The sequence below is a fragment of the Achromobacter sp. GQ309 genome (genome assembly GCF_059759315.1).
In genome coordinates this window covers 346,996-368,984 of the sequence record NZ_JCAXDP010000006.1, presented here as the reverse complement: position 1 = coordinate 368,984, position 21,989 = coordinate 346,996, and the positions used below count along the sequence as shown (strand labels likewise).

Annotated in this window: 19 protein-coding genes; 13 read left to right on the top strand and 6 right to left on the bottom strand. The window is 65.3% G+C overall.

Annotation, left to right across the window (positions count from 1 at the left end):
* Window position 1: 1 nt before the first annotated feature.
* From AC6CIE_RS20880 to AC6CIE_RS20865, 4 genes are read left to right on the top strand one after another with little or no spacing between them, the layout of a single operon-like run.
* On the top strand, window positions 2-1,198 hold the full coding sequence (locus AC6CIE_RS20880; RefSeq protein WP_498093734.1) for an FAD-dependent oxidoreductase: 1,197 nt from the start codon (window positions 2-4) through the stop codon (window positions 1,196-1,198).
* Between the two features lie 19 nt (window positions 1,199-1,217).
* Complete coding sequence (locus tag AC6CIE_RS20875; protein WP_312431374.1) at window positions 1,218-1,544, top strand: 2Fe-2S iron-sulfur cluster-binding protein; 327 nt, start codon at window positions 1,218-1,220, stop codon at window positions 1,542-1,544.
* A gap of 44 nt (window positions 1,545-1,588) precedes the next feature.
* Window positions 1,589-1,798, top strand: a complete 210-nt coding sequence (locus AC6CIE_RS20870; protein WP_056324762.1) for a hypothetical protein — start codon at window positions 1,589-1,591, stop codon at window positions 1,796-1,798.
* Window positions 1,799-1,815: 17 nt separating this feature from the next.
* A complete protein-coding gene (locus AC6CIE_RS20865) occupies window positions 1,816-2,793 on the top strand; it encodes a 2-hydroxyacid dehydrogenase (protein ID WP_498093732.1) in 978 nt (325 codons plus the stop codon).
* A gap of 81 nt (window positions 2,794-2,874) precedes the next feature.
* Here the strand turns inward: AC6CIE_RS20865 and AC6CIE_RS20860 are convergent, their stop codons facing one another.
* Window positions 2,875-3,867, bottom strand: a complete 993-nt coding sequence (locus AC6CIE_RS20860) for a Bug family tripartite tricarboxylate transporter substrate binding protein (protein ID WP_498093730.1) — start codon at window positions 3,865-3,867, stop codon at window positions 2,875-2,877.
* Window positions 3,868-4,032: 165 nt separating this feature from the next.
* Window positions 4,033-5,049 carry an amino acid ABC transporter substrate-binding protein gene (locus AC6CIE_RS20855; RefSeq protein ID WP_191578642.1) on the bottom strand — a complete coding sequence of 339 codons (1,017 nt, stop codon included), beginning with the start codon at window positions 5,047-5,049 and terminating at the stop codon, window positions 4,033-4,035.
* A gap of 218 nt (window positions 5,050-5,267) precedes the next feature.
* Between AC6CIE_RS20855 and AC6CIE_RS20850 the strand changes: the two genes are divergently transcribed.
* Entirely contained in the window at window positions 5,268-6,392 is a 1,125-nt protein-coding gene (locus tag AC6CIE_RS20850) for an FUSC family protein (RefSeq protein WP_218342757.1), read from the top strand.
* 52 nt (window positions 6,393-6,444) lie between these two features.
* Window positions 6,445-6,666 carry a hypothetical protein gene (locus AC6CIE_RS20845; protein WP_175137947.1) on the top strand — a complete coding sequence of 74 codons (222 nt, stop codon included), beginning with the start codon at window positions 6,445-6,447 and terminating at the stop codon, window positions 6,664-6,666.
* A gap of 42 nt (window positions 6,667-6,708) precedes the next feature.
* Here the strand turns inward: AC6CIE_RS20845 and AC6CIE_RS20840 are convergent, their stop codons facing one another.
* A complete protein-coding gene (locus AC6CIE_RS20840; RefSeq protein ID WP_498093728.1) occupies window positions 6,709-7,641 on the bottom strand; it encodes a LysR family transcriptional regulator in 933 nt (310 codons plus the stop codon).
* 167 nt (window positions 7,642-7,808) lie between these two features.
* Here AC6CIE_RS20840 and AC6CIE_RS20835 point away from each other — a divergent pair, with 167 nt between their 5' ends.
* A complete protein-coding gene (locus tag AC6CIE_RS20835) occupies window positions 7,809-8,819 on the top strand; it encodes a Bug family tripartite tricarboxylate transporter substrate binding protein (protein WP_498093726.1) in 1,011 nt (336 codons plus the stop codon).
* A 33-nt stretch (window positions 8,820-8,852) separates the two neighbouring features.
* Window positions 8,853-10,568 carry an N-acyl-D-amino-acid deacylase family protein gene (locus AC6CIE_RS20830; RefSeq protein ID WP_239216161.1) on the top strand — a complete coding sequence of 572 codons (1,716 nt, stop codon included), beginning with the start codon at window positions 8,853-8,855 and terminating at the stop codon, window positions 10,566-10,568.
* A gap of 17 nt (window positions 10,569-10,585) precedes the next feature.
* Here AC6CIE_RS20830 and AC6CIE_RS20825 read toward each other — a convergent pair whose 3' ends face one another.
* A complete protein-coding gene (locus tag AC6CIE_RS20825) occupies window positions 10,586-11,581 on the bottom strand; it encodes a LysR family transcriptional regulator (protein ID WP_239216163.1) in 996 nt (331 codons plus the stop codon).
* A 235-nt stretch (window positions 11,582-11,816) separates the two neighbouring features.
* Here AC6CIE_RS20825 and AC6CIE_RS20820 point away from each other — a divergent pair, with 235 nt between their 5' ends.
* Window positions 11,817-12,761, top strand: coding sequence for a D-2-hydroxyacid dehydrogenase (locus tag AC6CIE_RS20820; RefSeq protein ID WP_498093724.1), 945 nt, complete (start codon window positions 11,817-11,819; stop codon window positions 12,759-12,761).
* 75 nt (window positions 12,762-12,836) lie between these two features.
* Here the strand turns inward: AC6CIE_RS20820 and AC6CIE_RS20815 are convergent, their stop codons facing one another.
* Window positions 12,837-13,805 (bottom strand): LysR substrate-binding domain-containing protein, encoded by a 969-nt coding sequence (locus AC6CIE_RS20815; RefSeq protein WP_175122790.1) that lies wholly within the window; start codon window positions 13,803-13,805, stop codon window positions 12,837-12,839.
* 176 nt (window positions 13,806-13,981) lie between these two features.
* On the opposite strand from AC6CIE_RS20815, the gene AC6CIE_RS20810 reads away from it, so the two are divergent.
* From AC6CIE_RS20810 to AC6CIE_RS20795, 4 genes are all read left to right on the top strand, one after another.
* Window positions 13,982-15,211, top strand: coding sequence for a metal-dependent hydrolase family protein (locus AC6CIE_RS20810; protein ID WP_498093722.1), 1,230 nt, complete (start codon window positions 13,982-13,984; stop codon window positions 15,209-15,211).
* Window positions 15,212-15,260: 49 nt separating this feature from the next.
* A complete protein-coding gene (locus AC6CIE_RS20805; protein WP_175137941.1) occupies window positions 15,261-16,616 on the top strand; it encodes an MFS transporter in 1,356 nt (451 codons plus the stop codon).
* On the top strand, window positions 16,613-17,158 hold the full coding sequence (locus AC6CIE_RS20800; protein WP_239216170.1) for a GAF domain-containing protein: 546 nt from the start codon (window positions 16,613-16,615) through the stop codon (window positions 17,156-17,158). Before AC6CIE_RS20805 ends, AC6CIE_RS20800 begins: the two co-directional genes overlap by 4 nt.
* Before the next feature lie 315 nt (window positions 17,159-17,473).
* The gene (locus AC6CIE_RS20795) at window positions 17,474-21,061 is read left to right on the top strand and encodes an autotransporter outer membrane beta-barrel domain-containing protein (RefSeq protein WP_498093720.1); all 3,588 of its coding nucleotides are present in this window, start codon (window positions 17,474-17,476) and stop codon (window positions 21,059-21,061) included.
* Window positions 21,062-21,143: 82 nt separating this feature from the next.
* Here AC6CIE_RS20795 and AC6CIE_RS20790 read toward each other — a convergent pair whose 3' ends face one another.
* Window positions 21,144-21,989, bottom strand: a complete 846-nt coding sequence (locus AC6CIE_RS20790; RefSeq protein WP_498093718.1) for a DMT family transporter — start codon at window positions 21,987-21,989, stop codon at window positions 21,144-21,146.

The window sequence follows — 21,989 nt, the reverse complement described above, 5'->3', positions numbered from 1 at the left end:
CATGATGGAAACCTCATCAGCCCCGCAGCGCGTCCACACGGCCATCATCGGCGCGGGGCATGCGGGTGTCGAATGCGCGTGGGCCTTGCGCGCCGCGGGCGTTGAAGGCGATATCGCGCTGTTCGGCGCGGAAACGCATGCTCCCTATGAACGGCCGCCGTTGTCCAAGGCCCTGCTGACCGGCTCGACCAGCGCCGAGCGCATCGCGTTGCGCGCGGGCGCAGCCTACGAGAAGTCGCGTGTGATCGTGGTGGCGGGCGATCCGGTGGCCGCCATCGACACGGCGGCGCACACGTTGCGCACGGCGTCGGGTCACATAGTGGCCTATGAACACTGCGTGCTTGCCACCGGCGCCAGCGCGCGTGGCATTGCGGAGGTGGCGGGCGAACAGGTGTTTTCCGTGCGCGGCCTGGACGACGCGCACCGGCTGCGCGAGGCGCTGCGGCCGGGCATCCGGCTGCTCGTCGTGGGCGCGGGTTATCTGGGGCTGGAGGCGGCCTGCTCGGCGCGCAAGCTGGGCGCCGAGGTGCTGGTGTTGGAGCAAGGCGGCAACGTGATGGCGGGCAAGGTGTCCGAATCCACTGCCACGCGCATCGGCGACCTGCACCGCGAAGCCGGCATCGAGATCCGCCACGGCGCGGCGGTGCGGCGCTGGGAACGCACGGCGACGGGTTGGCGCGCCCATCTGGCCAGCGGAGAGCTCATCGACGCTGAACTTGTGCTGGTGTCCATCGGCGCGGTTGCCGAGACGGCGCTTGCCGAAGCCGCAGGCCTGATCTGCCTGGACGGCGTGGTCGTGGATGAATGTTGCCGGACCTCGGCGCCCGGCGTCTACGCCATTGGCGATTGCGCAAGCGCCTTTCGCGGAGAGCTGCAGCGTTATGCCCGCATCGAAAGCGTGCAGAACGCGCTGGCGCAGGCGCGCACGGCGGCGGCAACCATTGCCGGCAAGGCCCCGCCAGCGGCGCGTCCGCCCACCTTCTGGTCCGAACAGCAGGGCCGCCGTCTGCAGATGGCCGGCCTCGTCGACCCGGCGGCGCCTTGCCGTGACGTCCTGCTGCCCACCGCCAAGGGCTGGCTGGTCGAGCGATACCAGCACGGCCGACTGGCCGCGATCGAAGCGGTCGACAGCCCCGTGGAATTCATCAAGGGCGTGCCACGCATCGGCGCGCCCGAAGCGGTTGCGGCCGCTGTGTAAACGAACCCCTGGAGACAACATGCCCGTTGCGATATTTGAATTGCCCGATGGCGCCGAACAGGTGTTGGACGTGCCCGACGACTGGTCGCTGATGGAAGCCGCGCGGCGCGATGGCCTGGAAGGCATCGTCGCCGAATGCGGTGGCGGCGCCATCTGCGGCACCTGCCACGTGCAGGTGGACGCGGGTTGGCACGCGCGGCTGGAGCCGCCCGGCATGGCCGAGGAGGCGCTGCTGGAAGTCGTGCCCGAGCGCTGTCCCACCAGCCGCCTGTCCTGTCAGGTCATCATGACGCCCGAGCTGGACGGCATCCGCGTGCGCGTACCTTCGTCGCAGCTTGAACTGTAGCCGCGGCGCCTGACTCGCAAGACGCGAACCCAAGGAGCAACCGCATGGCCGACAACAAATCCATCAACCTCGTCGATCTGCAACCCGGCGTGCGCGTGCGCATGGCGGGTGGCGCGTTGGCCGAGATCGTCGAGAACCCGCAAGACGGCTTCTGGCTGATCGTCCGTTACCTGGACCATCCCGCCGAGCCCGCGCTGGTCGACGCCGGAGAGCAACAGGTGTTTGCCACCGACGTCGAAGCAATCGAACCCTGACCCCACTGGAGCCCCCAATGAATCAAAAGCCCAAAGTCATCGTCTCCGCACCCGTGCCGCCCGACCTGCGCGAGCGCCTCGCTGAGCGCTGCGACATCGTCGAAGTGCCCACCGGACAGAATCCGGCCGAGGTGCTGGGCGCGGACGAGCGTGCGCAGATCGAAGGCATGGTGTGCACCGTGCGCACCAAGGTCGATCAAGCGCTGCTGGATGCATTGCCCGCGCTGAAGGTCAGCTCGAACTTCGCAGTTGGGTTCGACAACGTCGACCTAGCGGCCGCCACGCGGCGCAAGGTGCTGATCTGCAATACGCCGGGCGTGCTGGATGGCGCGGTGGCTGATGTGACCATCGGCCTGATGCTGTGCCTGTCGCGCAACCTGGTGGCGGGCGATGCCTTCGTGCGCAGCGGCGCGTGGACCAAGGGCGCCTTTCCGCTGACGCGCGACATCCGTGGCAAGACGCTGGGCCTCTTGGGCATGGGCCGCATCGGCCGTGTCGTGGCGCGCGCGGCGCAGGCCTTCGATATGAAGGTGGTCTATCACAACCGCCGCGAGGACCCGCAGGCCGAAGGCCTGGCCACCTATGTGGACCGCGATGAACTTTTCAAGACGTCGGACGTGCTGAGCGTGCATATCCCGCTGTCGGCGGAAACGCGCCATTCCATCGGCAAGCGCGAATTGGAACTGATGAAACCCACGGCGTATCTGATCAACACCGCGCGTGGCCCCGTGATCGACGAGGCCGCGCTGATCGAAGCGCTGCGCGCCGGCACCATCGCGGGCGCGGGGCTGGACGTGATGGAGCAGGAACCGCTGCCGGCCGACAGCCCGCTGTGCGCCTTGCCGAACGTGGTGCTGCAGGCCCACGTAGGCAGCGCCACGCACGAAACGCGGCGCGCGATGATCGATCTGGCAGTGGCCAATCTGATGGATGCGCTGGGAGGCCAGAAGCCGCAGGCCATGGTCAATGCCGAGGTGTGGCAGGCGCGCGTCTGACGGCACTGCGCCGATAGACGCGGCCCCGCCAAGATGGGGCTGACGGGCGGGACCCGCGCATGCAGCCGGTCCCGCCTTTTCCTATTTCCCGCCGTAATCCACCACGATTCCCGCCTGCTGCGCGACCTCGCTCCAACGCTTGAACTCCGCCTTGGAGAACGCCTGGAACTGCGCGGCGTCGCGCAACTTGGGTTCAAACCCGGCGTTGATGATGCGGTTCTGGTATTCCGGCGCGGCCAGCCCGGTGACGATGGTGTTGGACAGCTGGGCGATGATCGCCGGGTCCACCTGCGCGGGCGCATACATGCCCAGCCAGCTCGTTACGTCGAAGTCCTTCATGCCCTGTTCCTGCATCGTCGGCACATTGGGCAACTGCCGCGCGCGGTAGGCGCTGGTCACCGCCAATGCCTTCAGGCGCTTGCCGTCCACCATCGGCAGCGTGGGCGGCAGGTTCATGAAACAGAGGTCCAGGTCGCCATTGGCCGTGCCCACCAGCGCCTCGCTGGCACCCTTGTACGGCACATGATCGAACTTCAGGCCCGTGCGCATGGCAAAGAGCTCGGCCGTCATCTGCGACGAGCTGCCGACGCCGTTGCTGCCGTACAGCGGTTTGCGCTTCGTGGCGCGCAGGTATTCGATCAGCTCCGGCACCGTATTGGCCGGATGGTCCACGCGCACGACGAGCGCGTTGACGAACTCGGCCACCTGGGCGATGGGAAGCAGTGCGGCGGGGATGTCGATGGGCAGCCCGCGCAGCGTGGCGGGGGGCAGCACGTTGTGGCCAAGACCCCCGGTGGTGAGGGTGTAGCCGTCAGGCTTGGAGGCGGCGGCGGCCTGCATGCCGATGACGCCACCGGCGCCGGCGCGGTTTTCGATGACCACGCTCTGGCCGTACTTGGCATAGAGCAGGTCGCCGACCAGCCGTCCCGCAAGATCGGTGGCGCTGCCTGGGGTGGATGAGACGATGATCTTGATGACGCGGGACGGATACGCCCCGTTCTGTGCCCAGCTTGCGCCGGTCAGGTGCAGGCCGGCGGCGGCCCCCATCAGCTTCAACGCACTGCGACGTTTCATGACGACTTCCCCTTGGGTTATAGACCTACTGCTTCACGTGCTGCTCCAAAAATGTGATCCGGACTTTGTACGATAAACATATTTCTCGTACGGTACGGGGCACACAAGCGCACGCAAATTGCGGCTAACCCTAGGGGAGTCGTTGCGGGCCTTGCGGCCCGCTTTTTAGCGCACCGGCCAGCCGTACATCAGGCCGCCGTTGCGGTACGAGGCGTTAAGCCCGCGTTCCAGTTTCAGCGGGCTGTTGGGGCCCAGGTTCTTCTCGAAGCTCTCGCCGTAATTGCCGACGGTCTTGATGATGTTGTAGGCCCACTTGTCGTCCACGCCCAAGTTCTTGCCCATGCCCGGCGTCACGCCCAGCAGGCGCTGGATGTTCGGGTTGGTGCTTTTCAGCATCTCGTCCACGTTCTTGGACGTGACGCCGTATTCCTCGGCTTCCAGCATGGCGTTCATGGTCCAGCGGACCAGGTTGAACCACTGCTCGTCGCCTTGGCGGACCATGGGGCCGAGCGGTTCCTTCGAAAAGTTCTCCGGCAGGATGTCGTACTTTTCCGGGTTCTCAAGGTTGCTGCGCGCGGCGGCAAGCTGCGACTTGTCGCCGGTGAACGCGTCGCAACGGCCCACGGCGAAGGCGCGGATGATCTCGTCCAGGCGCTCGACGACGACCGGCTTGAAGTTCACGTTCTGCGAACGGAACCAGTCGGCCAGGTTCAGTTCGGTGGTGGTGCCCGGCTGCACGCAGACGGTGGCGCCTTCCAGTTCCTTGGCGCTTTTCACGCCCAGGGACTTGTTCACCATGATGCCCTGGCTGTCGTAGTAGTTGACGCCCACGCCGATCAGGCCCAGCGTCGTGTCGCGGGTCAGCGTCAGGGTGGTGTTGCGGGTCAGCACGTCGACTTCGCCGGATTGCAGGGCAGTGAAGCGCTGCACGGCGCTGATCGCCTGGATCTTGGCCTTGGACGCGTCGCCGAACAGGGCGATGGCCAGCGCGCGGCACAGGTCCACGTCCAGGCCGATCCAGCCGCCCTTGCTGTCGTTCACGGAAAAGCCCGCGACGCCCGTGGATACGCCGCAGTGGACAAAGCCCTTGCTTTTGACCGCGTCGAAGGTCGCGCCGGCATGGGCGGTCCAGGACGAGATGAACAAGGCGGTTCCTGCCGCAGCCAGTTTGAGTGCTTTCATGGTGTCTCCGCGCAGCGTTGCGCATGTTTATCGCTCAGCCGAAGGCTGAAGTGCGGCGCATAGTACCAGTGGGTCCGGGAGGGAGAATCGGGGAATTCCCCTTAAATCCGCAAGACGGAATTTGATGAGGAATAGAATCGGGCATGCGCGGCTCGTCGCGCCGCGCTTGCCCGCGGCGCCCGGCGGGCCGAATACGCCAGATCGCACCACGCCTGCCTATGAAACGACACGACGATCCCGCAGGGCCGGACGACCGCCCGAGGCGCCCCTTCGCCTTCGTCAAGGACCAGTTGCACGGCACCTGGACCGAGCTGACCCGCGTCAACGCCAGCGACCGCCCGTGGGAAATGCCCCTGGCAGCCGCGCTGTCGTCGGGCCTGCCGCTGATGGTGGGCGCGTATTTCGGGCGCATGGACTACGGGCTGATGTCCAGCCTGGGCGGCATGGTCTTCCTGAGCCTGCCCAATGCCTCGCTGCAGATCCGCATGATGATGCTGCTGGCCGCGTCGTTCGGCATGGTGGCCTGCTATGCGCTGGGCGCGCTGACGCAGTTCTGGCCCACTGCCACGATCGCGGCTCTGACGCTGATCGCGATGGTGGTGAACATGGTGTGCCGTTGCTACCGCCTGGGACCGCCGGGCAGCCTGTTTTTCATCATGGCCACGGCGATTGCCGCCTACACGCCCGGCACCGTCCACGACGTGCCGCTGCGCGTGGGCATGGTGGCGCTGGGCTGCCTGGTTGCGTGCCTGGTGGCCTTTGCGTATTCGCTGCACATGACGCGTGTCGCGCCGCCGCCCGCGCCCATCGAGCTGCCCAAGCCGACCTTCGATTTCGTGGTCTACGACTCGGTGATCATCGGCCTTTTTGTCGGTATCTCTTTGCTCGCGGCCGAACTGCTGCAGCTTCAACGGCCCTATTGGGTGCCGGTGAGCTGCCTGGCGATCATTCAGGGCGCCAGCCTGCGCGCGGCATGGAGCCGGCAGATGCACCGCATCCTGGGCACGGCGGTCGGCCTGTGCGTGGCGTGGGCGCTGCTCAGCCTGCCGCTCAACGTCTGGACGCTGAGCCTGGTGATGATGGCGCTGTCCTTCGGCATCGAGACGCTGGTGGTGCGGCACTACGCCAGCGCGGTTGTGCTGATCACGCCCTTGACCATCTTCCTGGCCGAGGCGCCGCATCTGGGGCAGGGCTATCCCATCGACGTCATCGAGGCACGCTTTGTGGACACGGTGCTCGGCGCCTTCATCGGCGTGCTGGGCGCGGTGCTGCTGCACAACCAGCGCATCCGTCCCGTGCTGTCGCGATGGATGCGGGCGGTGCTGCCCCGCCGGGTGAATTGACGCCGCCGCGCCAACGCGGCAGCATGGGCTTTCCGAAACCCTGGAGGCACTTATGGATTGTTCTGTCGAAGGAAAGGTCGCGTTCGCCGACGGCCAGTCGTATCACTTCGCGACCGTGGACGCGGCGCTCGCATTCGCGGAGTGCGTCAAAAGCACCCAGAATCCGGCGCAGTGCGCCGCCACGCATGGCAGCACCAGTCAGGTCAAGCTTGAAGACGTGGCCGCGCAGGAAGACGCGGAGCGGCGCGAGCAGGATCCGGGGGCGGGTGTGTGAATCGCATGGCGCGGGGAATGACACCGCGCCATCGCTCAGGGATCAGTCCGCCGCCCCGTCAGCCCCTTCGCCCGCCAGATACGCCTGCACCAATGTGATGATCCGTTCCGCGGTAGGCGACAAGCTGCGGCGGGCGCGGTGGATGACGCTGTAGGTCAGCGGGCCTGACGCCGGATAGGGCAGGGGCAACGGCACGAGCGCCCCTTGCGCCAGCTCGGCGGCGATGGCCTCGCGCGTGCAGAACAGCACCACGTCGCTCCCCACGGCCACGTCGCGCAGCGCGCTGACGCTATCGCACTCGAAGGCAATCGGCAGTTCATCCACGCCGGCCACTTGATACAGCTTTGCCAGATACTCGCGCGCGCGTTGCGGCAGGTCGGTGGCAGCCAGCCGATATTGCGCCAACGCGGCACGTAACTTTGGCTTTCGGACCGATTGCAGCGGATGCCCGGCCCGCACGAAAAGGCCGCCGTGCTGCGGTGGCAACGCACGCACGATGAAGTCCGCCGGCGGCGGCAGGCTGTGCGTTACCGCCACGGCAAAGTCCAGCTTGTCCTGCAACAGCTTGTCCAACAGCCGCTGCCAGCTTTCGATTTCTACATGCACGCTCAGGCCCGGGTGATCGCGTGCCAGGCGGACCAGCAGCGGCGACAGAAACCCCGCCGCCGGAAACGCCCCGACCCCGAAGCTGACGCGTCCCGTGTCGTGGCCCCTCATCAATTCGGCCTCGCGCCGAAGGGCGAGAACATCGCCCAGGATGCGGCGCGAACGGTCGAGCACCATTTTTCCCGCCTGTGTCGGCGTCACGCCGATCGACGCGCGATCCACCAGCACCAGGCCCAGCGTCTCTTCAAGGGACTGGATGCTGCGCGTCAGCGCCGACTGCGTCAGATGCAGCCGCTGGGCCGCCCGAGAGAAGTGCCGCTCTTCGGCAAGGACGGAAAAGTGCTGGAGCGAACGTATCGTCAGGCCCATGTATTTTTCTCATCGGAATTGCGCCAAATATGCAATTGATTCGGGTCAGTTGCAAGACTAAAACAGCTTGACCACGGGCCGGCAGCAAATGTTGCCAGCACCCGGGAAAACACCATACAGAGCGATGCGCGGCCCCGCGACACGCCAACCTCGCAGGAGGAGACAACATGAACCGCAAGCCGATATTCCATCTGGCGGGCTGGAGCGCAGCCGCTGCGCTGAGCATGCTGGCCTGTACGGCGGCCGTCGCGGCGCCATCCCCGCAACCCGACGCCTGGCCTGCCTCGGGCAAGCCGATACGCATGGTCGTGCCGTTTCCGGCGGGGTCGGGCTCGGATTCGCTGGCGCGCATGCTGGCGGCCAAGGTGTCGCAGCAGACCGGCGCCTCCGTCATCATCGACAACAAGCCGGGCGCGGGCACGATGATCGGCGCGCAGGACGTGGCGCGCGCCAAGCCGGACGGCTATACGCTGCTGTACACCATCGTCGTCACGCACACGCAGAATCCGCATCTGTACAAAAGGCTGCCGTACGACCCGGTCAAGGACTTCACGCCGGTCCTGCAGGCGGTCAGGTCGGCCACCGTGCTGGTCGCCAACAACAACGCGCCGTTCTCCACAACCGCCGAGCTGATTGCCTACGCCAAGGCAAATCCCGGAAAGCTCAACTACGCCTCGTACAGCGCCGGGTCGACCTCGCACCTGAATGGCGAGATTCTCAAGATGAAAACGGGCACCGACATCGTCCACGTACCCTACAAGGGCACTGCCGACGCCAGCCGCGCGCTGCTGGCGGGCGATGTGCAGGTCTACTTCGACGGCACCGCCACGGCGGTCGAAAACGCCCGCGCCGGCAAGGTCAAGCTGCTGGGCCCGGCGACGGACCGGCGCCTGAGCGTGCTGCCTGAATTGCCGACGCTGGAGGAGCAGGGGATCGAGGGTCTGAACATCGTGGGCTGGCAAGGCATCTTCGGTCCGGGCGACATGCCGCCCGCACTGGCCGAACGCGTGGCCCAGGTGTTTCGGGCCGCGCTGGAAACCCCTGAAATCACCCAGACCATCCTGTCGCAAGGCAATGAGGTCAGCGGCGCCGGGCCGAAGGAATTCTCGGCCATCGTGCAGCGCGACAGCGCGCGGTGGGGCGACGTGATCCGCCGGATCGGGCTGGTATTGGAATAAGGCTGACGGGCCCGCGGGCCCCAGGAGACGACAATGCACGATGTAGTGATACGCGGCGGCACGCTGGTGGACGGTTCAGGCGCCAGCGCCCGGGTGGGCGACCTTGCCATCGACGGCGGCCGGATCGTACAGGCCGGCGGCAAGGCGGGCGCCGCGCGGCGAGAGATCGACGCGGCGGGCGCACTGGTGACGCCGGGCTGGGTCGACATCCACACCCATTACGACGGCCAGGCGACGTGGGACCCGTACCTCAGCCCGTCGACATGGCATGGCGTCACCACCGCCATCATGGGCAACTGCGGCGTGGGCTTTGCGCCGGTCAAGCCCGACCGTCGCGAATGGCTGATCAAGGTGATGGAGGGCGTCGAGGACATTCCGGGCTCGGTGCTGTCGGAAGGCATCGAATGGGACTGGGAAACCTTCCCCGAGTATCTGGATGCGCTGGATCGGCGGCCGAAGGCGCTGGACATCGGGGCGCAGATTCCGCACAGCGCGGTGCGCGCGTACGTGATGGGCGACCGCGCCATTCATCACGACGAGGCCTCGCCCGCCGACCTGCTGGCCATGCGCGAGGTCGTGCGCGCCGCCTTGCAGGCGGGGGCGGTAGGCTTTTCGACGTCGCGGACGTTCCTGCACAAGTACGACGAGCGCAAGTACCCGCCGGGCACGTTCGCCACCGGCGAAGAGATCAGCGCGCTGGGCTCCGTCATGGGCGAAGTCGGCCACGGCGTGTTCCAGATGACGGCCAACCATCCCGCGATGGAGGGCGAGATTCCCTGGCTGGAACAGCTTGCCCGCCACAATCGTCTGCCGGTGCTGTTCAACCTTCAGCAGACCGACGGCGCGCCTGACGTCTGGAAGCAGATCGTACGCACGCTGGACAAGGCGCGGGATGAAGGCGTGCCGCTCATGGCCGGCATCAGCGGCCGGCCGCTGGGCATCCTGTTCTCCTGGCAAAGCTCGTTGCATCCCTTCATTGCCCATCCGACCTATCAGGCGCTGCACGCGCTGCCGCTGCCGGAAAAGCTCGCGCAACTGCGCGATCCGCAGGTCCGCCAGAAAATCATGAGCGAGCAGCGCGGCCTGCTGGACCGCCGGGCCGAGACCTTGTTCAGCAGCTTTCACAAGATCTACCGGCTGGGCCAGGATCCCGACTACGAGCCGCTGCCCGAAGACAGCGTGGCGGCCATGGCGGCGCGCACCGGGCGCCCGCCGTTGGAACTGGTGTATGACCTGATGCTGGAGAACGAGGGCCGGGCGATTCTCTACTATCCGTCCTTCAACTACTCATACGAAAACCTCGATCACCTGCACCAGCTGATGCAGCACGCCAACACGGTGAACAGCCTGTCCGACGGCGGCGCGCATTGCGGCTACATCTGCGACGTCAGCATGCCGACCTTCATGCTCAGCCACTGGACGCGAGACCGCCGCCGAGGTCCGCTCTTGCCGCTTGAACACGTGGTGCGCCGGCAGACCCGCGATACCGCGCTGGTGTATGGCTTGCACGATCGCGGGCTATTGCAGCCGGGATACAAGGCCGACATCAACGTCGTCGACCCGGACGCGCTGAAAGTGCATTGCCCGGAAATGGTGTTCGACCTGCCGGGTGGCGGGCGCAGGCTGGTGCAGCGTGCCGATGGCTACGCGGCCACGTTGGTCAACGGCCTGCCGATCTTCGAGCGCGGCGAGGCAACGGGAGAGCTGCCGGGGAAGTTGTTGCGGGGTGCCGGACCGCAACCGGGATGAACATTGGGGCGTTCCTGTCAGACCCCGGAAGGCGGCGCCTTTTTGGTTCTTCTGCCCAGCACCTTCACCCCCGCTGGCACCGGCTTGTCGTGGATGACGTCCCGGATGTGCTGCAGGAACAGCTCGGAACTTGCCGACAGCGACCGCAAGCGTCGCGTGATCAGACAGACCTCGCGCGACAACCGGGGCGAACTCAGTTCCCGGAACACGAACGGCCCCGGCTCGCTCCCTAGCGTCTGCGGCGGCGCGATGGAGCTGGCCGCAAGCGCCGGCAGGATCGAATATCGCCCGCCGCCACGCAGCACGGCGTGCAGCGACGACGTGCGCGACACCTCATCGTGCTGCTGCTCGAAGAACCCCGGCTTGCCGGCGTGTGCGCGCAGGAACGCGCCGATGCCGGTGTCTTCGGTAAACCCCACGTATTGCGCCGGGTCCAGGTCGGCCCACTTCAAGGGCTTTACGCCTTGCGCGTACGGATACGACGCGGCGCAGATCACGCCGTAGCGGTCCTCGAACAGCGGCGTATAAACCAACTCTTCCAAACCATGATGCGAGGTCGAAATCGCAAAGTCGATGTCGCCGTTGGCGATCATTTTCTCGACGAGCTCCGAGCCGGCGTCGTGCAGTGAAAACGTGATCTTGGGATAGGCCTGGCGAAAGGCCGCGATGGCGTCGCCCAGAAAGTAGTTGGTGACCGATGCCACCACCGCGATCCGCACGTGTCCCTGGCGGCCCTGCGACAACGCCTCCAGGTCGCTCAGCGCGCCGTCGAACTGGCTGAGGATGCGCTCGGCCTCCGCCTTGAAGCGGGCGGCCTCCGGCGTCATCGCCACGCGGCGCGTACTGCGGTCGAACAGTTTGACGCCCACGGCGTCTTCAAACTGCTGGATGGTCGCGGTCAGCGAAGACTGCGTCAGAAAGAGCTGCGACGCCGCCACGGTGAACGAGCCGGTGTTGGCCACCGCCACGAAACTGCGGAAGTGCCGCAGGGTGATGCTGCGCTTGGTCGACATGCTTCGCCACCGCTCTATATATTGGCAAAAACGAATAATAAGTAAAAACCAACAATTTGTAGTTAAGAAAAGCGCGCTCTAGAATTTTCCTCGACTCGGCGTCCCGTGCCGCCGTCATCGCGTGCAAGAGGGAGCAATCCGAAATGAGCAGTGCAGATGTATCGCAGACCGCATCATGGTTTTCGCGCGTGGGCTGCCGCCCATGACCAGACCACAACAACCGCTGCGGATTCTCATGTCCGAACCGACGCTAAGCCGCATCGGCAGCGAGATCGCGCAGGCGTTGGATGGACGCGCGTTCGAACCCGTCATCGCGGCGCGGACGCAGGGCAACGCGCCCGCCGGTGTCGACGTCGCTTTCATCTCGCGCGATGTGACCGGCCTGTCGACCAAGCATCGCGTCCTGGAGCCGCTTGAAGCGTTCTACGTCTCGCTGCGTCAATCGCCGAAGCTGGGCTGGGTGCACGTGCACTCGGCGGGCACGGACCGGCCGATCTTTGGCGAACTGAAATCCCGCGGCGTGCGTGTCACCACCTCGTCCGGCGCCAACGCGCAGGTGGTGGCGCAGACCGCGCTGGCCGGGATTCTGGCGCTGGCGCGCGAGTTTCCGCGCCTGTTCGACGCCCAGCGTGCCCAAACCTGGACGCCGCTGATCGGTGACCGGATGCCGCGCGATCTGCCTGGGCAGACCGCCGTGATCGTGGGATGGGGCCCGATCGGCCGCGCGCTGGGCGGGTATCTGCGGATGCTGGGACTGAACGTCATCGCCGTGCGCAGCGCGGCCGCGCCGCCCGCGGACGGCGTGGAGACCTACGCCTTTGAAGACCTGCCGCACATTGCGGGCCGGGCCGACTGGCTGGTGTTGGCGTGCCCCTTGAGCGACCGCACGCGCGGTCTGGTGAACGCCCGCGTGCTGGCGGCCATGGCGCCGCACGCCCGGCTCATCAACGTCGCGCGGGGCGAAGTCGTTGCCGAAGCCGACCTGATCGAGGCACTGCGCGCCAACGCGCTGGCTGGCGCCTTTCTGGATGTCTTCGAACACGAGCCGCTGGACGCCGCGTCGCCGCTCTGGACGCTGCCAAACGTGATCGCCACGCCGCATTCGGCTGGGCACTCCGACGGCAACGAGGCGCGCGTGGACCGCATCTTTCTTGATTACCTGCGCGACTGGCGGCAATGATTCCGCCCGCGATGCCCGCGACCCTTTCAGGAACCTTCATGATCCAGACCGCCGCGCGCATCCAGCGCGGATTATCTACGCGGCCGCCACGCAATACGGGCAATCGGTCGCGCACGCTTGTCCGTTGGCCGGTTTGCCAAGATCCGGCTTTCCTGGCGCCTGCCCCGCAGGGTCCGTGCCGCCGCCATGAAAGCACTCATGCGCCAGCCACTGGCTCAGCCGCTCGTAGCTTTCCATGTTGCTGCGCCAGTTCGGCGCGCAAAGATAATAGCCAAGCGGGCTTTCAAAGGTGCGGTCGAATATGTCGACCAGCTGCCCCGTGGCCAATTCCTTTTCGATCAGGCAGTGCGGCATCAGCGCCACGCCAAAGCCGGACGACGCGGCCTGGATAATCATTGAAAACAGATTGAAGCCGGGGCCAAAACGGGCGCGGTCATAATCGCCCAGGTACGTCGAAAACCAGTATTCCCAGGACAGCGGAATTTCGATGTGCTGCAGCAGCGTGCACTGCTTGATGTCTTCCAGGCTGCTGATCGGATGCTGATCCAGGTATTCCCGCGAGCACACCAGGCGGGTTTCGCGGCCCGTCAGATACTTGGCGGCGCCGTCGTGCCAGTCGCCATAGCCGTACTGGATGGAGGCATCGAAATCCAGCTCGGTGCTTTTGTAATCCGCGACGCTGTAACGCACGAAATTGATGGAGATGTCCGGATTGACCTCGCGGAACGTCTTCAGACGCGGAAACAGCCATTGCGCCGCAAACGTGGGCGCGGCCGAGACATTCAGGGATTTGGCCGACTGCTGCGTCGCCATGACCTGCGACGTGGCGCTTTCCAGCGTATGCAACGCCGGCCGGATCAGGCTGAGGTAGGTGGCGCCCATGCGCGTGAGCTGCAACCCGTTCGTACCCCGAATGAACAGCGCGTGGCCAAGATAGCTTTCCAGCGTGGCGATATGCCGGCTGATGGCGCTTTGCGTGACGAACAGTTCCTTGCCCGCCTTCGAGAAAGACAGATGCCGTGCGGCCGCGGAAAACGCGTTCAATTCGGACAGGGTGGGGCAGCGGCGTCTCATAGGGGGGTATGAGTAAAGCTCATAAGGCTCTTCAAATTTGTGTCGAACGCATAGGGGGAGACCCGGTATCGGACCCCGGAATTGTACCGGTAGAGTTCGGCATGCCGCGATTTCCCGGCGTTTTGAACTGTTTACGTGGTTGATTTATGAATCCGGTTGTCATCAAGAATTGCAGGATCCTCAATACCCGAACCTTGGCCCTCGAAGCCGTTTCGACCGTGCTGGTCGAGGACGGGGTCATCACCCGCATCGCCGCCGACGCAACGGCGCCGGCGGATGCGCAGGTGGTGGACGCCAAGGGCATGACCTTGATGCCCGGCATGATCGACTGCCACGTGCACGTGGTGGCGTCGTCGTTCAACCTGGGCCGCGTCGCGGCCCTGCCCAACGCGCTGGCGCTGCTGCGCGCGCTGCCCATCATGCAGGGCATGCTTGACCGCGGCTTCACCTCGGTGCGTGACGCCGGCGGCGCAGACTGGGCGCTGGCGCAGGCCGTGCTGGACGGCACCATCGACGGCCCGCGTCTCTTCTGCTCGGGCAAGGCCCTGTCGCAGACCGGCGGCCACGGCGACTTCCGCCAGCGCAACGACGAACTGGATCCGTGCCCATGCTCGGTCAAGATCGGCAACATCGGCCGCGTGGTCGACGGCGTCGACAACTGCCGCCTGGCCGTGCGCGAGGAAATCCTCAAGGGCGCCACGCAGATCAAGGTCATGGCGTCCGGGGGCGTGGCATCGCCCAACGATCCCATCCAGAACCTGGGCTTCTCCGAAGCCGAGCTGATCGCCATTGTGGAAGAGGCCAGCAACGCCAACACCTACGTGATGGCCCACGCCTACACCCCGCGCGCCATCACGCGTGCCGTGCGCTGCGGCGTGCGTACCATCGAGCACGGCAACCTCGTCGACCGCGAGGCCGCCGAGGTCATGAAGGAACACGGCGCCTACATGGTGCCCACGCTGATCACCTACGAAGGTCTGGCCAACGACGGCGAGCGCTACGGCCTGCCGCTGGACTCGGTCAAGAAGATCGCCACCGTGCGCACGCAAGGCCTGACCGCGCTGGAGATCCTGGACGACGTCGGCGTGAAGATGGGCTACGGCAGCGACCTGCTGGGCGAAACCCACTACATGCAATCCGACGAACTGGTGCTGCGCAGCCGCGTGCTGGGCAACGCCAAGGTCATCCAGCAAGCCACGCTGATCGGCGCCGAGATCCTGAACCAGGAAGGCCTGCTGGGCGAAGTGTGCGAAGGCGCCTACGCCGACCTGCTGCTGATCGACGGCAATCCGCTGGACGACATCGAACTGCTGACCAAGCCGGATTCGATCAAGCTCATCATGAACCGCGGCCTGCTGCACAAGAACGCCTGCTGACGTTCGCCCGCTTCGTACCCCTCTTCTTTACTCCGGAATTTCCCCCATCATGTTTTCCGTATCCGACCGCCTGGAGCGGTTGCCCTTCAGCAGCTTTCATTTCCGGCTGCTGATGATCGGCGGCCTCGGCCTGGCCTTTGAAGCTTTGGACGCCGGCATCATCGCGTTCATCATTCCCTCGCTGCGCACGCAGTGGGGTCTGACCACCGGCCAGATCGGCTGGATCGCCAGCAGCACCTATGTCGGCTTCCTGGTCGGGGCGCTGTTCTCCGGCATCCTGGGCGACCGCTACGGCCGCAAGAAGATCATGATGTGGGCGCTGCTGCTGTTCTGCGTCGCCACGTTCTTCAACGCCTTTGCCCGCAACTATCACGAGTTCTACATCCTGCGCATGATTGCCGGCATCGGCATGGGCGCTGAAGGCGCCATCATCGCGCCGTACCTGGCCGAATTCGTCAGCAGCAAGTATCGCGGCCGCTTCACCGGCGCGCTGGCCGGCTTCTTCTCGTTCGGATTCGTGATGTCCGCGTTGCTCGGCTACTTCATCGTGCCGATGAGCGACGACGGCTGGCGCTGGATCATGATCATCGCTTCTGTTCCCGTCGTGTTCCTGTTGTGGTGGCGCAAGTCGCTGTTTGAATCGCCGCGCTGGCTTGAACACACCGGCCAGACCGCGGAAGCCAACCGCATCTGCGAGGCGATTGAAGCCGAAGTCCTGAAGAGCACCGGCCGCCCGCTGCCCACGCCCGTTGCCACGCGCAAGGCCACGGCCACCAGCGCGCCGCAGCAGACCGCGATGGCCAAGCTGGCGCAGCTGTTCTCGAAGGAGTACCTGGGCACGACCGTGCTGGTGTGGGTGTTCTGGATCACGGTGCTGTTCTGCTACTACGCCTTCCTGGTGTGGATCCCCAGCCTGCTGGTCGAGCGCGGCTTCACCATCACCAAGAGCTTCTCGTACACCATCCTGATCTACCTCTCGCAGATCCCCGGCTACTTCTCGGCCGCGTACTTCAACGACAAGATCGGCCGCAAGTACACCATCCTGGCCTATATGCTGCTGTCGTGCCTGTCCGCGCTGGGCCTGGCGCTGGCCAGCGGCGAGCAACAGATCATCATGCTGAGCATGCTGCTGTCCTTCGGCATGAACGGCGTGATCGCCGGCCAGTACACGTACACCGCCGAGATCTATCCCACGTCAATCCGTGCGACCGGCATGGGCGCGGCCTCGGCCTTTGCCCGCATCGGGTCCATCGCATCGCCGACCATCGTCGGCGTCGCGTACCCGGTCCTGGGCTTTGCCGGCGTGTTCGCCATGATGACCGCCATCCTGCTGGTCGGCGGCCTGGGCATCCTGTTCTACGGCAAGAACACGCGTGGCGTCGTGCTTGAGGAGATCAACGCATGACGAAGGCCTCCGCATTCCGGCCGCTGGCCGGGCACGCGCGCGATCTGGCGCTGGCGGCGGACCGGCAGGCGCAGTGGAGCGTGATCTCCAACCTGCTTCACGCCTGCTTTGGCCACAAGCTGTTCACTGCGTTGCTGTACCTGCAGGACCACCGGCTGATGAAGCGTCTGCATACGTCGGACGAATCGATCAGCCCGCTCGGTGGCTTCAAAGCCACCGGCAACGGTCCTTGGTCGCGGCTGGTGCTGGAAGAAGGGCGGCTGTATGTCGCCAGCAATGAAGACGATGTGCGCACCGTGTTCTCCGAGGCGCCGATGCTGATCGAACGCGGGCTGCAGTCGGCCTTCAACATTCCGGTGCGGCATGAGGGGCGTGTGATCGGCTCGCTGAACATGCTGGCCGGGCGCCATGCCTATGACGACATCGATCCGGACCTCGCGGCAGTTGTCGCCGGGCTGTGCGCGCCGGTCTTCATCGAAGAGATGAAGGACGCGGCGTCCGCGGCGGCGAGCGTGGACCGGTCTGCGCTGGATAGCGTGTGATGGTTTGAATTTGAGTATCCGTCCCGGTGCGGGACTGGGTTTGCGGGCTGCTTGCCGGAGCGGCCCGTTTTTTTTGGGATTGCCTCGCGTGGCAATCCCTTTTTTTGTGCATTGTTGCGGGTATTGGTCCGAATTGTTGCGTGGCACTGCATTTTTGCAAGGGGTGGAATCGGTTTTAGAAATCTTTCGATGTGCGGGGTTGCGCAGCGTCAAGAGAATGGTCGCTTTTTTTCGTGGCGGTTCGGCGTTGCTGCACTTGGCTGGCATCTGGCTTTTTGGCATCTCCGAGGCCGCGCACGGGTTACGGAGCTTGCGATGCATTTCCCCCTTTCCCCGGTTGTCGCGGCGATTCTCGCCGCCACGATCCCGGCCTTTCCCTTGATGGCGTTGGCGGGGCCGATGCCGCCGATTCTCATTGATGACCCGGAAGGCAACACGTCGATGGAGGTGTTCCCCGGAGCCAGCATCACCGTCAGCACCGGAGACGCAATCCGCGTCAACAACCAGGGCAACAGCGTCTTCGTAAACGGCATCACTGTCACCGCAGAGGCAGACGCCCGAGGTGCGCATGCCCAAGGCGGTGGCTCGATCACGATCACGGACAGTACGATCCAGACGCAGGCCGGGGCTGCATTGTCCGCGTCCCAGGAAAATAGTTTTGTCCACGCCGACATCTCCCTGCTCTCTTCAGAGGCAACGGCCGTGCTTGCGACCGATGGGGGCCGCATCAATCTGCTTGGCGGAACCGTCTCGGGATCGGGCGGTTTCCAGGGAACCGTCCGGGCTTCCGATGGGGGCGTCATCACGGCAAGCGACCTGGAGATCAAGAGCATTGATCGCAATGGCGTCAACAACTATGGCGTGCGCGTGCAGTTAGGCGGCCGCGTCGAACTGTCCAACGTCATTCTGTCCAGCGTGGATGACATCGGCGCGGCGACGGGGGCGGACCTTTCGGTGCAAGCAGGCACGCTCTTGCTGACCGACAGCCACGTCAAGGCAGGAGGCACAGAAAATGCCTCCGCGGCAACCATGCATATCTCGCAGAATGCCATCGTCACCGTTCAAGGAAGCACTATTGAAGGCCAGGTGTCCGTTATCGACGGTTCCAGCCTGACCATGACGGATACGGTCGTTGCCGGTCCGCATTCGGTGGACTTTGGCGTGCTCTTGTATAACGAGGCGACGCAAACCGGCGCGTCTTCGGCGTCTTTGACGAACGTGACAATCGGCAGCGAAGCCGTCGCGGTCAACGAGGGCGTCACGGTGATGAACAACCATGTGATGACGGGACAGAACCTGGACATCCGTGCGGACTTGTATGCGATCCGAAGCCGCAATGGGGCGGTCCAGATTGAAGGCGGTACCTTACGCGGAAGACGGGCCGGCCTGTATGCGCACTCCACCGATAACACGGCGACAACAACGATCGGCGCGGTGGGAACGCATATCCTGGCCGAAGCCACGAATGCGGTAGGCGTGAATGCCAACCATCGCGGCACGCAAGTAACCTTGGACGGCGTTTCCGTGGACGTATCCGGCAGCGGGGGAACTGCGCTTCGAGCAACCGACGAGGCACGTATCGACGCCGTCAATTCACAGTTGAACGGGCAATCCACAGGCTCGACCGGCGTGCATATGCTTGGAAACATCGGCGCCGGTGAAACGACGGTTTCGCTGAGCGACACGCAAGTCATCATGACGGGTCAGAACGCAAACGGCGTGCAAAGCGTGCGCTACGAGCCGCAGGGCGTCAATTCGCTCGTATTGTCGGACGGCAGCGACCTGCAAACCCACGACGGTGTGGGGTTTCTCGTCAGGGGCGGTGATCACGACATCACCGTTCAGAACGCCACCGTGGTGGCCCGAGCCGGTGGCGACGAAGCCAGCGGCATCCTGCTTAGAACGCAGGCGACGCCCAGCGCGGGGATCGTCCCGGGGCAAGCGTACCAGACGCAAGGCGTCACCCTGAACGCCACAGGCGCGCTCATGACGGGCGACGTGTTGACCGCCGACAGCGGCCGCGTCGACATCGGCCTGGCGAGCGGCAGTGAGTGGACCGGCGCGGTGCGCGCGGGGCAGGGTTCGGTGGACAGCGTCAAGTTAGACGCCAGCAGCGTCTGGAATGTGCGCGGCGATTCGGCCATCAAGACCCTGACCAATGCGGGTGTCGTGCGGTTTGTGTCTCCCGGAGCGCAATCTGGATTCAAGACGCTGACCGTCTCCGACTACATCGGCGGCGGCACCTTGGTCATGAATACCCACCTGGGCGACGATACGTCTCTGACCGACCGGCTCGTCGTGGACGGCGGCGCGGTCACGGGCACGACCGGGCTGCGAGTCTTGAACGCCGGCGGCGCAGGCGCGTTGACCACGCAAGGCATCCGGCTTGTGCAGGCCACCAACGGGGCCACGATTTCAGGCAATGCGTTTTATCTGGACGCGAATTCGACTGGCTATCGGCCCTCAACCATTAGCCTGGCGCTCAATGGCTACGATTATTTCCTGATTCAGGGCGGCACGGGCGGCGTGGCGTCCGATTGGTATCTGACGTCAACGACGCCGCCGGAAGAAGGCGGCGCCACGGACCCGGGCGGTCAGACGCCGCCCGGAAGTGGCGTTGAGACACCTCCTGGCAGCGGCATCGAAACGCCGCCTGGCAGCGGCATTGAAACTCCGCCGGGCAGTGGCGCCGAAACGCCTCCTGGCGGCGGCATTGAAACGCCTCCCGGCAGCGGCATTGAAACGCCGCCCGGCAGCGGCACTGAAACGCCGCCGGGCAGCGGCACTGAAACTCCTCCCGGCAGCGGCACCGAAACGCCGCCAGGCAGTGGCACCGAAACGCCGCCTGGCAGTGGGGGGACGACACCTCCCGGTAGTGGCGGTGGCGTCACCGGTCCTGCCCCGGGCACGCCGCAGAACGTCTCCCCGGAAAGCGGTGTGCACATCGGCAACCAGTTCGCAGCCACCCGCATGTTCGTACATCGCCTGGCGGATCGCAGCGTGGCGCAAACGTCGGCCGGCCAGTCTGCACCCGCCAGTGCGGCATCCCGGCAGTTGTGGGCACGTACCGAGGGCGCGCGCCATACCGGAATGGAACTTCAGCAAGGCCGGGTAAGCATCGATACCGACACCGCCATGCTGCAGATGGGCGCGGACCTGTTGAGCACGCGCCTGGGTCAGCAAGGCGTCCTTAAGGCAGGCGTCATGGCCGGCGCGGGCGATGCACGCACGAACGCCACTTCCCAGCTCATCCACCCCGGTACCGGCATGGCGATGCGCGTTGACGCCCGCGGCAAGGTAACCGGGTATTCGGTGGGCATCTATGCAACGGCATACGCCGACGATGCCACCCGCCTGGGCGCGTACGCCGACTCGTGGTTGCAGTTCGGCCGCTACTCCAACGAAATCAATAGCGAACTGGGCTCGGCCCGTTACCGTTCAAACACCTGGACCGCATCGGTGGAAACCGGCTACGCCTTCAAGCCCTTCGCTGCCGATTCGGCATTGGGTTCGATGGTGGTGGTGCCGCAGGCACAACTGGCCTATACGCGTTACAACGCCCAGGACGCCGTCCTGCCCAGCATGACGCTGAAAAACTCGCCCGCCAGTTCGGTCACTTCGCGCGTGGGTGTCCGGGCGTACCCGCTTGGCAACGACGCTGCCACGTCGCCGGTGCGGCCTTACGTCGAGGCCAATTGGCTGCATAACTCGGGCAGCGCGAAAGCCAACGTGGGCGCCTCGACGTTCCAGGCAACGCCGATGCGCGACGCGGCGGAACTGCGAATCGGCGTGGCAGGCAATGTCCGCGAGTCGTGGCAGGTTGGCGGCGAGCTGTTCGGCCAGGCTGGTAACGGCGGTCAGCGTGGCTACGGCGGCATGCTGAACGTCGGGTATCGCTGGTAACCCTGCACGCTGAAGGGCGGACTGCAATTCCGGCCATTGGTGGCCGCGGCGGTCCGTCCTTCATGGCGATGGGCGAGGCGATTCAAGCCACGCGCTTGTTGAGAATCACCAGCGACACGCCCGCCAGCACGAGCGCGGACGCGGACACCAGCAGAACCGTCAGCGGCTCATCGAGAAACAGTGTCCCGCCCAACGCCGCCAGCACCGGGACACTGAGCTGCACGGTGGCGGCGCGCGTCACGTTCAACTGTTTCAGCGCGGCGTACCAGAGGATATACCCCAGGCCCGACGTCACCGCGCCGGACGCCACGGCATAGGCGGCGCCTGCGGCGTCGAGCCGAACGTGCGACATGACGAACTGCGCAAGCAACAACGCCAGCGCAACCGGCGCGGCGCGGATGAAATTCCCCGCGGTTGCCGCCACCGGATTCCGTGCGCCCCGGCCCAGCAGCGAATAAATGCTCCACGCCACGCCGGACAGGATCATCAGGAATCCGTAGAACACGGGTGGCGCGTCCGTACCGGGCAGCATCAACGCGACAAGCCCGGCAATCGCAAACGCCATGCCAACGCATTGCAGCGGCGCCAATCGTTCGCCAATCGCCAGGCCGTACAGGATCATGCTGATCTGGATCGCCCCAAACAGCAGCAGGGCGCCCGTGCCGGCGGGAATATGCGTGTACGCAAAGGAGAACGCCAGTGCATACGCCAGCAGCGCCAACGCACCCGCCCAGGACCCTTCCAGACGTTCGGACTGCTGGCGCAGTGCCAGCACCAGCCATAGCATCAGCGCACCCGACACAACGCGGATGACGACGAAGGTGGTGGGATCGATCGCCGTCTGTTTGAGCGCGAGGCGGCAAAGCAGGGAATTGCCGGCAAAGGCCAGCATGGCGGAAAGGGTGAGCGCGAAGAGGCGGAGGGTCAT

Coding starts and splice junctions, on each gene's coding strand:
- AC6CIE_RS20790 (WP_498093718.1), bottom strand. CDS start 21,989: ATGACCCTCCGCCTCTTCGCGCTCACCCTTTCCGCCATGCTGGCCTTT.
- AC6CIE_RS20795 (WP_498093720.1), top strand. CDS start 17,474: ATGCATTTCCCCCTTTCCCCGGTTGTCGCGGCGATTCTCGCCGCCACG.
- AC6CIE_RS20850 (WP_218342757.1), top strand. CDS start 5,268: ATGAAACGACACGACGATCCCGCAGGGCCGGACGACCGCCCGAGGCGC.
- AC6CIE_RS20825 (WP_239216163.1), bottom strand. CDS start 11,581: ATGTCGACCAAGCGCAGCATCACCCTGCGGCACTTCCGCAGTTTCGTG.
- AC6CIE_RS20870 (WP_056324762.1), top strand. CDS start 1,589: ATGGCCGACAACAAATCCATCAACCTCGTCGATCTGCAACCCGGCGTG.
- AC6CIE_RS20810 (WP_498093722.1), top strand. CDS start 13,982: ATGAATCCGGTTGTCATCAAGAATTGCAGGATCCTCAATACCCGAACC.
- AC6CIE_RS20835 (WP_498093726.1), top strand. CDS start 7,809: ATGAACCGCAAGCCGATATTCCATCTGGCGGGCTGGAGCGCAGCCGCT.
- AC6CIE_RS20805 (WP_175137941.1), top strand. CDS start 15,261: ATGTTTTCCGTATCCGACCGCCTGGAGCGGTTGCCCTTCAGCAGCTTT.
- AC6CIE_RS20855 (WP_191578642.1), bottom strand. CDS start 5,049: ATGAAAGCACTCAAACTGGCTGCGGCAGGAACCGCCTTGTTCATCTCG.
- AC6CIE_RS20880 (WP_498093734.1), top strand. CDS start 2: ATGATGGAAACCTCATCAGCCCCGCAGCGCGTCCACACGGCCATCATC.
- AC6CIE_RS20865 (WP_498093732.1), top strand. CDS start 1,816: ATGAATCAAAAGCCCAAAGTCATCGTCTCCGCACCCGTGCCGCCCGAC.
- AC6CIE_RS20820 (WP_498093724.1), top strand. CDS start 11,817: ATGTCCGAACCGACGCTAAGCCGCATCGGCAGCGAGATCGCGCAGGCG.
- AC6CIE_RS20800 (WP_239216170.1), top strand. CDS start 16,613: ATGACGAAGGCCTCCGCATTCCGGCCGCTGGCCGGGCACGCGCGCGAT.
- AC6CIE_RS20860 (WP_498093730.1), bottom strand. CDS start 3,867: ATGAAACGTCGCAGTGCGTTGAAGCTGATGGGGGCCGCCGCCGGCCTG.
- AC6CIE_RS20875 (WP_312431374.1), top strand. CDS start 1,218: ATGCCCGTTGCGATATTTGAATTGCCCGATGGCGCCGAACAGGTGTTG.
- AC6CIE_RS20845 (WP_175137947.1), top strand. CDS start 6,445: ATGGATTGTTCTGTCGAAGGAAAGGTCGCGTTCGCCGACGGCCAGTCG.
- AC6CIE_RS20830 (WP_239216161.1), top strand. CDS start 8,853: ATGCACGATGTAGTGATACGCGGCGGCACGCTGGTGGACGGTTCAGGC.
- AC6CIE_RS20840 (WP_498093728.1), bottom strand. CDS start 7,641: ATGGGCCTGACGATACGTTCGCTCCAGCACTTTTCCGTCCTTGCCGAA.